Origin of the sequence: Paraburkholderia sediminicola, assembly GCF_046027825.1 — a bacterium.
Taxonomy (GTDB): Bacteria; Pseudomonadota; Gammaproteobacteria; order Burkholderiales; family Burkholderiaceae; genus Paraburkholderia; species Paraburkholderia sediminicola_D.
Genome location: NZ_JAQQDU010000030.1, coordinates 57,264 through 70,490, shown reverse-complemented (window position 1 = coordinate 70,490; position 13,227 = coordinate 57,264). Strand labels below are relative to the sequence as shown.

13 protein-coding genes are annotated in these 13,227 nt (G+C 63.5%); 6 read left to right on the top strand and 7 right to left on the bottom strand.

Annotation, left to right across the window (positions count from 1 at the left end; translation table 11 throughout):
* Nucleotides 1–49: 49 nt before the first annotated feature.
* A complete protein-coding gene (locus tag PQQ96_RS18160; RefSeq protein ID WP_408294487.1) occupies nt 50–3,376 on the bottom strand; it encodes an autotransporter domain-containing protein in 3,327 nt (1,108 codons plus the stop codon).
* 340 nt (nt 3,377–3,716) lie between these two features.
* Here PQQ96_RS18160 and PQQ96_RS18155 point away from each other — a divergent pair, with 340 nt between their 5' ends.
* On the top strand, nt 3,717–4,766 hold the full coding sequence (locus PQQ96_RS18155) for an aldo/keto reductase (protein WP_408294484.1): 1,050 nt from the start codon (nt 3,717–3,719) through the stop codon (nt 4,764–4,766).
* 118 nt (nt 4,767–4,884) lie between these two features.
* Here the strand turns inward: PQQ96_RS18155 and PQQ96_RS18150 are convergent, their stop codons facing one another.
* Nucleotides 4,885–5,241, bottom strand: a complete 357-nt coding sequence (locus PQQ96_RS18150) for a carboxymuconolactone decarboxylase family protein (RefSeq protein WP_408294481.1) — start codon at nt 5,239–5,241, stop codon at nt 4,885–4,887.
* A 117-nt stretch (nt 5,242–5,358) separates the two neighbouring features.
* Between PQQ96_RS18150 and PQQ96_RS18145 the strand changes: the two genes are divergently transcribed.
* Nucleotides 5,359–6,330 (top strand): cupin domain-containing protein, encoded by a 972-nt coding sequence (locus PQQ96_RS18145; protein WP_408294479.1) that lies wholly within the window; start codon nt 5,359–5,361, stop codon nt 6,328–6,330.
* Here PQQ96_RS18145 and PQQ96_RS18140 read toward each other — a convergent pair.
* The 3 genes from PQQ96_RS18140 to PQQ96_RS18130 form a co-directional block, all read right to left on the bottom strand.
* Entirely contained in the window at nt 6,327–6,896 is a 570-nt protein-coding gene (locus PQQ96_RS18140; RefSeq protein ID WP_408294535.1) for an FUSC family protein, read from the bottom strand. The genes PQQ96_RS18145 and PQQ96_RS18140 overlap by 4 nt on opposite strands.
* 204 nt (nt 6,897–7,100) lie before the next feature.
* Nucleotides 7,101–8,420 (bottom strand): cation:proton antiporter, encoded by a 1,320-nt coding sequence (locus tag PQQ96_RS18135; RefSeq protein ID WP_408294476.1) that lies wholly within the window; start codon nt 8,418–8,420, stop codon nt 7,101–7,103.
* 184 nt (nt 8,421–8,604) lie between these two features.
* Nucleotides 8,605–9,132 (bottom strand): PRC-barrel domain-containing protein, encoded by a 528-nt coding sequence (locus tag PQQ96_RS18130; protein WP_408294473.1) that lies wholly within the window; start codon nt 9,130–9,132, stop codon nt 8,605–8,607.
* Nucleotides 9,133–9,360: 228 nt separating this feature from the next.
* Between PQQ96_RS18130 and PQQ96_RS18125 the strand changes: the two genes are divergently transcribed.
* Entirely contained in the window at nt 9,361–9,633 is a 273-nt protein-coding gene (locus tag PQQ96_RS18125) for a hypothetical protein (protein ID WP_408294470.1), read from the top strand.
* 15 nt (nt 9,634–9,648) lie between these two features.
* Here PQQ96_RS18125 and PQQ96_RS18120 read toward each other — a convergent pair whose 3' ends face one another.
* The gene (locus PQQ96_RS18120) at nt 9,649–10,893 is read right to left on the bottom strand and encodes a DNA topoisomerase IB (RefSeq protein WP_408294468.1); all 1,245 of its coding nucleotides are present in this window, start codon (nt 10,891–10,893) and stop codon (nt 9,649–9,651) included.
* A 232-nt stretch (nt 10,894–11,125) separates the two neighbouring features.
* Here PQQ96_RS18120 and PQQ96_RS18115 point away from each other — a divergent pair, with 232 nt between their 5' ends.
* From PQQ96_RS18115 to PQQ96_RS18105, 3 genes are all read left to right on the top strand, one after another.
* The gene (locus PQQ96_RS18115; protein WP_408294465.1) at nt 11,126–11,470 is read left to right on the top strand and encodes a DUF1488 family protein; all 345 of its coding nucleotides are present in this window, start codon (nt 11,126–11,128) and stop codon (nt 11,468–11,470) included.
* Between the two features lie 96 nt (nt 11,471–11,566).
* Nucleotides 11,567–12,148, top strand: coding sequence for a hypothetical protein (locus PQQ96_RS18110; protein ID WP_408294463.1), 582 nt, complete (start codon nt 11,567–11,569; stop codon nt 12,146–12,148).
* Nucleotides 12,149–12,346: 198 nt separating this feature from the next.
* Complete coding sequence (locus tag PQQ96_RS18105; RefSeq protein ID WP_408294460.1) at nt 12,347–12,799, top strand: PA2169 family four-helix-bundle protein; 453 nt, start codon at nt 12,347–12,349, stop codon at nt 12,797–12,799.
* A 54-nt stretch (nt 12,800–12,853) separates the two neighbouring features.
* Here PQQ96_RS18105 and PQQ96_RS18100 read toward each other — a convergent pair whose 3' ends face one another.
* The gene (locus PQQ96_RS18100) at nt 12,854–13,192 is read right to left on the bottom strand and encodes a BON domain-containing protein (protein WP_408294457.1); all 339 of its coding nucleotides are present in this window, start codon (nt 13,190–13,192) and stop codon (nt 12,854–12,856) included.
* Nucleotides 13,193–13,227: the final 35 nt, after the last annotated feature.

Genomic DNA, 13,227 nt, shown 5'->3' with positions numbered 1-13,227 from the left:
CCGGTGCGAACCGGATCGCGCCGCACCCAACGCGCAGCGCTGCGCAGAATTACCAGACCCAGCGCACCCCCGCATCGCCCGTCACCGTTCTCTGGTGCGCGCCACCCAGGTTCGTCACCCAACCGAGCGTCGCGAAGACGCTGCCCGACGTGCTGAATTGACCGGCCACGCCCGCGCCGAGTTGCGCCGCCGTTTGCCCGACGGTCCCCGGAATCACGGTCTCGCCGCCGAAGGTGACTTTGTCGTCGGCGCCGAACGTGCGTAAGAAACTGACGCGCAGATAAGGCCGCCAGGCGACAGCGACGGCATCGAACTGGCCTTGCAGGCGCGCGCCGATTCGTCCGACGAAAGTATTGCCGCTGTTGAAGCCGACGTTCGATACGCCATCGTTGAAATCGGAGAGCGCGAGACGCTGCCACACGAGTTGCGCTTGCGGTTCGAGCGTGAGCCCCGCGCCGAGCGGAATCGGCAGACCGCCCTCGACCGAACCGGTCACTGCGTCGCCGTGCGTCGTCGTGCTAAGGCCATCGCTCGAGAGCGGATCGACGGTCAACGAACTCCGCATCAGCACGGCGTCCGTGTACCAACCGCTCGGGCCGATATGCGTCCAGTAGCCGCCGAGGCTGTACGCGTTGATCGCGAGGTGGCCCACAGCGAGATTGGGCATGCCGAGCGCGAAGCCGTCGACGTCGCCAGTCGCTCGCGCGAAACCCACGAACAACCCATAGTGATTGCGCTGGCCGCTAGCGCTGTGATCCGCGTAAAGATCCTGCCCGGCCTGAATGCCATACACCGAGCCGTCGAATTGCGGACTCACCGTGCCGTTCTGGCTCAGCACGCTATGGCCGCCCCAGGCGCGGCCCCATGCGGCAGGCAGTGTGCCGCTGTCGTTCAACAAGGCCTGATCGCCTTGCCGGTCATGAAATGTATCGATCTGCATGAGGCCGAGTTCACGCGCGACGCCGGGCGCTGCTGCGTAGACCGGCACTTCGACGCGATACAGCGGGATGGCGCCCGAGCCCGCGGGCGGCGCGACCGGCAGCGGCGGCGTGCCCTCGGCCGCAATCGGTTCGCCGGGCTCGTCTGGCGTAGTGACGGGCTGCCCTGGCGTGGTGGCCGGGGGTGGCGTTGTCACCCCGTTGGGCAGCGGCGCGACCGTATTGCGCAGATACCAGTTCTCCGTCGTGCCGCCGCTCACACCGCCTTTGGCGAGATAGTAGGAATAGGCGCCGGCCTTCACCGGTACGGCCAGCGTGAAGGCGCTCGTGTCAGTGGTGGCGCCGTTGGTCGCCTGAATCAGTTGAATACCGTCCGCTACCGTTTGTGCGCCCTGGCCGCCGACGTTTGTGACTTGCAGGCGCGTTGAGCCGGTGGCCGTTCCGCCGCTCAGTACGAGGCGATCGGACGCCGCGCCGTCGCCGGCGACGACCGTGTTCAGTCCGATGGTGCCGTTCTGTCCGGCATAGTTGCCGGTCACATTCAACTGGTTGCCCACGCCCGCTGCGGCCGGGCCGCCGATCTGCACAAGCCCGGCGTTCACCAGCGAGCCGTTGATCGAGAACGCGCCGGTCCCCTCGCTTGCCAACAACGGCACGGCATTCGCCACCGCGAGCGTGCCGCTGTTCGTGACCGCGCCCGTCACGCTGCCATAGCCGCCGAGCGTCGCGCCTGAGGCAACGGTCGTAGCGCCGCCGCCCGTGAGCGCGGCGCCTGTATGGGTTGCATCGCCGATCGCGAGGCTGCCCGCGGCGACCGTGGTGGGGCCGCTATAGGTGCTCAGGCCGGTCATCAGCAAGCTGCCGCTGCCGGCTTTCGTCAAGGCGCCGGTCCCGCTCACTGCCTGGGCGAGCGCGGTATTGAACGATTGCATATCGATCGTGCCGCCGCCCGCTGCCAGCGTGATTGCACGCGTGCCGGCGAGATCGAAGCTCGTCGTCAATTGCAAGGTGCCGCCGTTGAACGTGAGGCCGCCGGTGTTCGCGCCGAGCGCATTGTCAGCGCCGACGGCGATCGTTCCTTGATCGATTGTCGTGCCGCCCGAGTAAGTGTTGCCGGTCGCCGCAGCCGGTGCGAGCGTCAACACGCCAGCGCCGGTTTTATCGACTGCGCCCGTGCCGCTGATCGATCCCGCATAGGTGCCCGCGTTGTCCTGGGCAAATCGCACGAGTCCGTTATCGGTCACGCTGGCGGGCAGGTTCTGCGCGTTCGCCTGTAAGGTCGCGCCGCTATCGATCAGCGCTGTCGCGCTCGCGCCGAGTGTGCCGGTCAGATTGAGCGTGCCGGTCTGAACATGCGCGAGCGAGAAGGTCCCGCTACCGGTCCAGTTCCACAACGCGCCTTGCATCTGCAAGGTCTGAAAGTTGGTAAACGCATTCGACGCCGTGCCCGAGCCTTGCAAGGTCACCGTGTTGGTTCCCGCTCCGCCGTCGGCCGCGCCGTTGATCACGGAGCCGGTTTGCAGGATCAGCGTATTGTTGCCGTTGCCCATCGTGATTGCCGTGCCGATGCCGCTTTGCACGAGCCCCGCATTGATGATGGTGCTGTTGCCGTTGAGCGTACGGATGCCGGAGCCGTTCTGGCTGATGATGCTGCCGCCCGCGAGGTTCTGGATCGTCGCCACGAAGCTCGATCCCACCGTGTTCGAAAACACCGCGTCCGAGCCGCTGCCGCTCGCGCTGATCGCGCCGCTATTGATCAACGTGTCGTTATTGCCTTGCAGATATGCGGTTGTACTGGCCGCGCCGGAGGTAGACAGCGTGCCGCTGTTGTTGATGGTGCCGCTGCCGCCCAGAATCGATGCCGCGCGCGCGTTGCTGCCTGAGGTCGTCACCGTACCGCTGTTGATCAGCGCGTTGTTCAACTGGCCAGTGTTCGTTTGTCCCCACGCGGCTGTCATGCCGTAAGCGTTGGGGCCGCTGGTGGTAATCGTGCCGAGATTGGCCAGGGTGTTGTTGCTGCCGTTGGCGGCCATGCCGTCGTTGTAGGCACCGCTCGTGGTGATGACCGCGCCGCGCGCGTTGGTGATCTGATTGCCGTTGTTCACGCCGAGCAGGACGGCGCCGCGTACGCCGCCCGTCCCGCCGCCACCCGTCAGCGAGAAGTTGCCACTGCTGTCGATCTTGCTATTGGTGTCGACGCTGAAGGCAACCGGATTGGCGCTGCGCACGAGATTGCCCGACGTTGTGTTATCGGCATTGATCGTCACACCCGTGCTGCCGGTTTGCGCAATCACGGCAGTGATGCCGCTGCCCGTGCAGGTGACGATGGTATTGCTTGGCGGTGCGGTATTGGTGCACGCGGCCATCGCGGAAGGGGTGAGTGCTTTGGAGAGCAGCACGACGCTGCCCAGACCGATTCCAAACTTTTTCTTCTTCATACGCGTGGTCCCTAGTGAAGGCACTACAACATACGAGCGGAATGGTCCGACTTATACACGCCTTACCGAGACTTTCCAAATGCCATCGGCATAACTTACGGATATGTTGCGAATCGCCGACGCTGGTCGCAGACCCGCATGGCGCGTCGCTTTCCGAGGAGTCGGGCGTTTTTTCGAGGACGGAGAATTGCTGCCGCAGGCGGTGTGCGATCCGTAAGGAGTTTGAAACATCCGTTCGCCGGGCGACCGGCTAACACTCACACCGGGCCCTGCTGAAACTTGCCAGGTGCAGTACTCTGTACGGCTCATTCATCCACGAATCCATGATGGAGTCTCGACGATGCGATACAACCAGTTAGGCCGTACCGGTGTGTTTGTTTCAGAGCTATGCCTCGGCACGATGACTTTCGGTGGCGGCGAGGGCATGTGGAAGCAGATCGGCGATCTGCAGCAGGGAGATGCGGAGCGGCTGGTCGGCCGGGCGCTCGACGCGGGTATCAATTTCATCGACACCGCCGACGTCTATGCCGAGGGCTTGTCCGAACAGATCACGGGGCAGGCGCTGAAGAACCTTAAAGTGCCGCGCGACAAAGTGGTGGTCGCAACCAAAGTATTTGGCCCCACGGCCGAGTTTCCCAACGCACGCGGGGCGTCGCGCTATCACATCATCGACGGCATCAAGGCGAGCCTGAAGCGCCTGCAACTCGATCACGTCGACCTGTATCAGATCCACGGTTTCGATCCGGCTACGCCGATCGAAGAAACCGTGCGCGCGCTCGATACGCTGGTTCAGCATGGTCATGTGCGCTATGTCGGCGTGTCGAACTGGGCCGCGTGGCAGATCGTTAAGGCCCTGGGTATTGCGGAACGCTTCGGCCTTGCACGGTTTGAAACGCTACAGGCTTACTACACGCTGGCGGGGCGGGACCTCGAACGCGAACTCGTGCCGATGCTGCGCAGCGAAGGTCTTGGACTGATGGTGTGGAGTCCGCTCGCGGGCGGCTTGCTGAGCGGCAAATATGGGCGTGAGCAGCAAGGCGAAGCAGGCAGCCGTCGCACGACGTTCGATTTTCCGCCGGTCAATCGCGAGCGCGCTTATGACTGCATCGACGTGATGCGCGATATCGCCGAGGCGAAGAAGGTGTCGGTGGCGCAGATTGCGCTAGCGTGGCTGCTGCATCAACGCGTGGTGACCTCGGTGATCGTCGGCGCGAAGAAAATTGAACAGCTTGACGACAACATCGCTGCCACCGGTGTCACGTTGACCGCCGATGAGATTGCGAAGCTCGCTCAGGTCAGTACGCTGCCTGCTGAATATCCGGGCTGGATGCTGGAGCGGCAGGGCGAGGCGCGCCGCAAGCAGCTTGAAGAGGCGCGCCATCCGGTATAGCGCGCGGCGAGCGGGAGATGAGAGGCGAGCAGCGGGGCGCGGGCGAGCGGTGAAGCGGTTTGGCGGTGAGCTAAGCTCGCTGAGCATAGCTCACCGCCAAACCGCTAAACCGCTTCCTTCACGCCGCCGGCTTGCTGTCCGCTTGATAAGCGGCGACGGCGTCCATCGTGCGTGCCGAGTACACCATGGCGGCGCCCGCGTTTACCGCGATCGCTACGCCGAGCGCTTCGGCGATCTCTTCGCGCGTCGCGCCGTGTTTCAGCGCTTCGGCGGTGTGTACGGTGATACAGCCGTCGCATCGAACGCTCACGGCCACCGCGAGCGAAATCAGCTCACGCGTCTTCGCGCCGAGCAGGTCAGCCTTCTGGCCGGCGCTCGACATCGTCTGGTACGCCTTCACGGTGTCCGGCGACAGTTTGGCGATCTCGCCGATGCGACCGAACAGTTCCTTGCGGTAATCGATCCAGTTCAACATGACAGTGCTCCTTTGTTGGCAACGCGCCGGCGGATGCCGGTGTCGTGGGAAAGAGTATTGCGCCGTACCGCGATATCCTGAATACTCGATTCGCTCAACTTTTAGCGCGATCGTCTCATGGATACGCTCAGCCGACTGATTGACCTTGCCCGACCGCAAGCCAGCCTCGATCTGCGTTGCCTGCTCACGGGTGGCTTCGAGATCGATCATGCGCCGCTGGAGGCGGGTATTGCGCCGTTTCATCTGGTGCTTGGCGGGGCATGCGTTGTCGAGACGGCGGGTGGGGCGCAGATTGCGTTGCACACGGGGGATTTCGTGCTGTTTCCGCGTGGCGCCGCGCACCGGGTGCGCGACATCGGGCGTGCGGCGGCCACGGCGCCGCTGACGTTGGGTCATGACGGCATGCTGCCGTTGCGCCGCAATGATGGTGCCGCCGATACCCACCATCCCAACGGCGAGCACGACGCCGGCGCCGATCTCGATCTTCTCTGCGGCCGCTTCGTCTACACACCGGGTTCCTCCGCGTTGCTGCTCAACGCGCTGCCCGATCCATTTCATGTGTCGCTTGGCGGTGTGCAAACGCTCGGCGCGTTGCAGACGGTGATTGCGCTGATGCGAGCCGAAGCCGGGCAACGTCAGCCCGGTGCGCTCGCGATCGTCACCGCATTGAGCCACGCACTCTTCGCGATGGCCCTGCGCAGGCATGGGGAACAGCATGCATCAAGCTCAGGCGTGTTGGCGCTGCTGGCCGATGCGCGTCTGAGTGCTTCTGTACAAGGCATGCTGAGCGCTCCCGAGCGGGCGTGGACGATCGCGGAGCTAGGTGAACGCGCGGCGATGTCCCGTGCGACTTACGCACGCCACTTCAACGCGTGCGCGGGCATGACGGTGATGGACTTCCTTATGCAGATCCGCATGACGATCGCGTGCGATCTGCTGCTGCGCACGCAGCGCAGCGCCGCGGAGATCGGTGAGGCCGTGGGGTATCAATCGGAAGCCGCCTTCGGCAAGGCGTTTCAGCAGAGCGTCGGTGTGACGCCGGGCCGTTACCGGCGTCAACCGCAGGAGAGCGATCAGAAAGCGGGCTAGGCCTTCTCGGGCCTGCCGAACCAGCGCTTCTCTATCCTCGACATGATCAAGGTCACCAGCAGCGCGCAGACCGTGCCCAGCGTGACTTCGCCGAGGCGCAACAGGGCCTTGTCCCACGGGGAACCCATGCCCGGCACCAGCAGCATGATGGTCGCCGTAATGCCGCCCAGACGCGCCGCGCTGCCCACGTTCACGATCCAGCACGTCACGATGGCCACCGCAACCGTGGCCGCGTAAGCGGCGAGATGGCCGCCGCCAAGTGTTGCGCCGACGAGGCCGCAAACGGCCCCGACCATCGCGCCGATGAACTGGTCGCGCGAGAGATTGCGGGTGTCGATATAACTATGCTGGCTGACCGCGATCGCCGTAATCGCGGCCCAGAAGGCTTGTTCGGTATGCAGCCACCGGCCGATCGCGAAAGCGAGGCTGGCGCCGGCCACTGCCTGCGCGGCCATTACGCTGCCTTCGGCCAGCCGATCGCCCAGCGGCAGCGACTTGAGAAAAGCAAACAGCGAGTTGGCAGCGCTCGTGCGTGCTTCACGTCTTGAATCTTTGGGAGAGGTCATCGAATGGGTGGGAGCCCGTTGCTGCATGAAGGACTCGTATTCTAGCGACTCCAATTGATGATCGAACAGGCAGGGCTGGTCAGCATGACAACAGGCATCGATCCGACCCGCGTTTTACCGATGAGCGCCTTGCGCGGGTCGAACCCGATTCCGGCCATGGCGCAGTTTCCGTCAGCGCGGCGCGACGCAAACCGGCGCGAAATGTTAGTTTTCGCTGCTACGCAGCCTGTGATACCAGTTCATCAGAGGCGTAGCCGAGACACCATGAATCACAACCGACGTCGCGACGACCGCCAGCGTCAGCGGCACCAACGGTGTGACGTCGGACGCCGCGCCATGTTCGAGCGCGTACGCCAGGTAGTAAAACGAACCGATGCCGCGGATGCCGAACCAGCTCATCAAACGCCGCTGCGCATGCGTCGCGTTCGACCCCAGCAGCGACAACTCTACCGACACCGGCCGCACGAGCACGAACAGCGCCACGGTGAGCGTAACCGTCTGCCATGTGAAAAGCGGCACTTGCAGCGTGGCGAGCACGTTACCGACCATCGCCATCACCGCTACCTCGGCGATGCGTTCAAGTTCGATCGTGAATCCCATGACCGACTCGGTCATAAACGCATGCGCTTTGTCCGGGTTTGCCGCGGTCGCCTCGACGTCTTCGGAATCGACCGTACCGATCGCTTCGCGTGCCGAAACGCCACCGCTCGCGCGATGCTCGACGCGGCGCATCGCGACGCCCGCGGCGAACACCGCGAGGAAGCCATAGGTATGCGCGAGCTGCGCCGCGCCGAACGAGAGTTCGATCAGCCCCAACGCGAAGAAGCCTTCGAGACCGAGTGCCTGCGCGTGGCGCGTACGCAGCCAGGCGACCGCATGCGTTGTGACCCAGCCGAACAGGCCGCCGATCGCGATGGCGCCGACCACGCCCCATACGATGCCGCCGGCGAGCCTGAACGTCAGCACGTCGCCGACTCTGGCAGCGGGCGTCGCGCATATCGCGAGGCCGAGCATGACGAAGGGAAGTGCGATGCCGTCGTTCAGGCCGCCTTCGCCGGAGAGCGCAAAGCGCAGCAGATCGTGATCGCCGGGATTGTGGACCTGGACGTCGTGGGCCAGCACCGGATCGGTCGGTGCGAGGATTGCCGCAAGCAGCAGGGACGGCCCCCAGCCGAGATGCAATACATACACGCCGAACAGCGTGAGCAGTGGAATGGTCGCCAGCATGGCGAGGAAGCCGAGACGCAGCGGCACGGTCCAGAGTTGCTCGAATACGCCCAGCCGCAAACGTAGACCGATGGCGAACAAGGAGACAAGTAGCGCGACTTCGGTGATGATTCGCAGCAGATGCGCGTCGGCGACGATATTGAGGCGCAACAGATCCATGCCGGGTGGCCCGAGTGCGTAGCCGATGGCGAGGTAGAACATGGCGGCGCTAACGGGCAGCCGCCGCAGTGTCGTCGCCGCCACGCCCATAAAAATGAGCACGGCGCCGACGATAAGAAACCACAGAGTTTCGTGCATGAGCATCCGGGTGGACCAGCATGTGGACGGCGCACGCGCAGCGGTTGACGGCCACGCGCCCGCATGCGTCCCCTCGGGGCGCTCGCCCGAACGCTTGGCACTGCTGCCGTTGGCGGCAAACCGGCACATCACTGCGGGAACCGTTCGAAACAACGCCCCGGACTTGCCAGCAACGGTGTGCGGATTACAGCTTCAGCCCACCAGCTTCCGGCGCATCCGACGATCCCGCCGGAATGTCGCCGACGCCCAGATCGTCGTGCCGATAGTAGGGATCGCGCCCCCAGTACGGTTCGCTGCCGTAGTACTGGTGGACGGACGTGGCCCACGTCTGGTCAGCCATCGCCGGCCAGTGATCCTTGTCGAAACCCGGTGCGTTTTTCACGCGCTCGGCCGTCATATCGAGCACGAAGCACTTCTGTTGGGTATCGAGCGTCAATGCGCTCCACGGAATCGCCAGCAGTTTGTCGCCGATGCCGAGAAAGCCGCCGCTCGACAGCACCACATACGCGATGCGACCGGAGCCGACGTCGAGCATGATGTCCTTGACCTTGCCGATGTCCTCGCCATCGCTGCTGATCACCTTGTTGCCGTCGAGGGTGGCTGCCGCCATCACGTCCGGGCCGGGACCTTCGGCGCTCGCGCTACCCTTGCCGACGATACGTGCGCCCTGTCCCTGGCGCATGCCGCCCAAGGTCTGTGTCTGATTGACCATGATGTTTCTCCTTCATCGGTTCGATGTGCCGGGTACTGAGCAACCGGCGTTCCTCCTGTTTTCGGCGCCGCTACAGCAGTGGCGTCGGCACAATGCAGTGCCGTGGTCAGACGGCGCGCTGGAAACGACACGTAAAGGATGCTGGCGCGTTGGAAACTATTTCGACTGCCGCGCGGCATGGCCCTTGCTGCGTTCCTGTGGAGTAACGCGTGATGACGGAGGAGTGTGATGAAACAACTATCCAGACAGAGCGCCGGCAAGCAGGCGCTGATCGTAGGCGCGATCGTGTTACTGAGCGCGGCTGCCGGTTGCAAACGTACCGATAGCGCCAGCAGCGCGGATACTTCTGTCGCTGCCAGTGCTGCGATGGCCAGCAGCGGCGTGATGAATGGTGACGCGGCCACCGGCAGTACGGCAGATACGAGCAACGGTGCGGCTGCTGCGGCCGATGCGGCTGCGAGTACGCCGACCGCGGCAGCCGCCTCCGGCGCTAGCCAATAAGTCAGCTTGTAGAGCTTACTTCACCCCAACTTTGGCGTCGGGCTTCGTGGCTGCTTCCTTACGCACCGCGCGCGACTTTTTCAGCAGACCGGTCAGCGAGTCGTTAATGCTGTCCGTCACCGTTGCCTCTCGCCGCACGCGGCCCTTGGCGGCGGCTTTGCGAGCCAGCGTCGCCGCGCGTTTCTCAGCGTAGGCGAGCAAATCGGCGAATGCCACTTCATCCATTCGCAGTCCCCGGCGCGCCTGGCCGGGCGGCAAGCTTTGCAATTCATCCGCTTCGAACGCACTGATTACCGCAGGGTGGATGTAGCAGCGCCGGCAAACCGCGGGCGTATTGCGCAGTAAGGCCGCCACATCCTTGATGGTCGCAACCAGATGATGGCGCGCTTCGGCCGCGCTGCTGCACATCAGTCGCCGCAGCGCGGCCAATGCGTAGACGCTGCCGGCCCACGTTCGATAATCCTTGGCGGTGAAGTCGGCATTGCTCGCGCGCCGCAGGTAATCGTTGATATCGGCCGACCCTACGGTGCGGCGCGTGCCGTCTTCGTCGAGATACTGGAACAGGTCGTGGCCCGGCAGTTCGGCGCAGCGCCGCACGATGCGTTTGATGCGGGGATTGTCCACGGTCACATCGTGCTCGATCCCGCTCTTGCCGCGAAACTTGAAGCGCAGTTGGCCGGCTTCGATCTTGACGTGCTTCTTGCGCAGTGTCGTCAAACCGTACGACTGGTTCTCGCGCGCGTATTCCGCGCTGCCAATGCGTATTAGCGTGGTGTCGAGCAACTGCACGATCGCGGCGACAACCTTGTCGCATGGCATGCCCGGCAGTTTCAGGTCGCGTGCGACCCGTGCGCGGATCTTTGGCAATGCACGTCCGAATTCCGCCATGCGTTCGTATTTATCGGCATCGCGTGTCTCGCGCCAGCGTGGGTGATACCGGTATTGCTTGCGGCCACGCGCGTCGCGGCCGGTTGCCTGGATATGACCACGCGCGTCGGGACAGATCCATACGTTGTCATACGCGGGCGGAATGGCGAGCGCATTGATGCGTCTAATTTCCTCTTCGTCGTCGATGCGCTTGCCGCTCAGGTCGATGTACACGAAGCCGTCTCTTTCGCGCTGGCGGGTGTAGCCGGGTTTGCTGTCGTCGGCATGGCGCAGGCCCGGCGGCATGGTTGCGGGCGCGCCGTGCGCCGCGCTGTCGTCAGCGCGTTCAGTGCGCTCTCCGCGGTGTGGAATCGAGCTGGTCGTGGCAGCCATTGTTGTCGGTAGAAGTTTCAAGCATGAGGCGCGCTTTGCGCCGATGACTGGCGGCAAGCAAAGGCGATGCCCGCCGCAGGCGTTGCGCGCTGCGGCATGCGGGCGAGGAACGTCCTTGCAAGGGCTCACCTTGGCTATGGGATAGACCAGGGAGAGCGCCCTCGAGCAGCATGCTGAACCCGGAAAAGAGCCGCAGCCGTAGGCACGTCTTTTGCGCGTCACGAGCGACGTCATGAACGCCATCCTGCCAAGCCCGGCCTATAAGGACTCCCTTATGCGTATCACTTTTCCCGACGACAAGCCGGCCTTCGACGGAACGAATCTGACCGTGCGCTTCATGGCGAGCGTCAACGGCGAAGCGGTTGTATGCGCGATCACCGCTGAAGCGCTGGAAGATCATTTCGGCGCCGATTCCGCGCTCGAATCTACCCTGCTGGCCGCTTTCGACAAGGGGCGCAACCGAATCCGTCCGGTTTGCGCGGAAGCACTCGACCGGAACGGCGGTGATGGCGTAGTGTTGCATAGTGGACTGTTCAGAGTGGAAGGCATGGAACCCGATCGCGGCACCCCCGCGTAATCCGGGTGCATGTCGACCGCCTGCGCGTATTTTTCAGCGCGGCGTTGTATGGCGGCGCGGTCCGCAAAACGCGAACCAACGATGCAAGGAGGCCTTATGTCACTCATCGTCGCAGCACGGTTTACAACTTTCCCGGCCGCTGAAGATGCGGCCCAAAAGCTCTTCAACGCAGGTTTCGTCGAGGAAGACGTCACGCTGTTTTTCGTCAATCCTCGCGGTCAGCACGCGCGTTATCCAATCGGCGGTGATACCCATACCGACCCGGGTGCGAGGGATGCGCCGAAGGGGGCCGGTATGGGCGTCACGATTGGCGCGGTGGTAGGCGCGGTAGTCGGCGTTGCGATATTCGCGGCATTTTCGGCGCCGATACTTGTGTCGCTGATCGCGGCCGGCGTCGGCGCTTACGTTGGCTCACTGGCCGGGGCGATGGCGCGCACCCGCGAAGGCGGAAAATCCGGTCACCATTTTCCATTTCATGAAGAATTGCGCGATTCCGGTGTGCTGGTTGCCGTGCATGTGTCGCCCGACAATCAACTCGACGCCGCTCGTGTTTTGCGCGAAGCAGGGGGCGTGGCGATCGAACGCGCGAGTGGGCGCTGGCAGCAAGGGCGCTGGGCCGACTTCGATCCACGCAGAACCCCCGAGCCGCTCACTGAATTCAGCGAGAAGCATGCTTGAGTGAGCGCTTTCGATTAAGTCCACAGGTGGCAGGCACCCGAACGGCCCGACGAATGTCGGGCCGTTTTACATTCATTCGGGACTTCGACGGCCGAGCGTGCCGGGCACGGCCCATGCGCATAGGTCCATGAAGCCCGTTGCTACATGCACGCGCGTAGCGGCGGATTCCTCGATGAACGAAACCCCTGGAGGTATTGAATGGCTACGAACGTTGTTTCCGTGCTGAACGATCTGGTCGAAACGTCGAAGGATGGCGAGAAGGGCTTTCGCAAGGCAGCAGAAGACGCGCATGACACGCAACTGAAGACGATATTCCTGTCGCGTGCCGAAGACTGCATGCGCGGCGCGCGTGAATTGCAGGATGCAGTGCAAGGTTTGGGCGGCAAGCCTGAAACCGGTGGCAGCATAAGCGGTGCGCTGCATCGCGGCTGGGTCGATGTGAAATCCGCGGTGACGGATCGCAGTGACCACGAAATTCTGGCCGAGTGCGAAAAGGGTGAGGACGTCGCGAAGAAGCGTTATCACGACGCGCTAGAAAAGGATTTGCCGCTGGATGTGCGCGCCATTGTCGAGCGCCAGTACCAGGGCGTCCTGCTCAATCATGACCGTGTGCGCGATCTGCGTGATCAGTACGCTGCGACCAGGCGTTAAATGTAAATAAGAGAGCCGGCGGAAGCCGGCTCCCCTCTGTTGGATCGCCCGAACTTATTCGGCCACGATCTTCAAATGGTTTCTCACGCTCGAGACGCCATCGATGCCTTTCACGACTTCTCCCGCTGCAGCCTTGTCGTCAGCCGACGGCACCGAACCCGTGAGCCACACCACACCCTTGCGGGTCTTCACGTGAATGTGGGTCGACTTGACGTTCTTCGCGCTAAGCAGTTCGGCCTTGGCCTTGGTGGTGATGGTGCCGTCGTCGACGTGCTGGCCCATGCTTTCGGATGCCGCCGGCGGAGCAGAAGCGCTGGTCTGCGCCGTAGCGTTCAATGCGAATGCGACACAAGCGATGCCGCCTGCGGTCTTCAAAAGTTGGATGGTCTTCATAGTTTCTCCTTCGGATGTTGATGAAGATGCGGTCT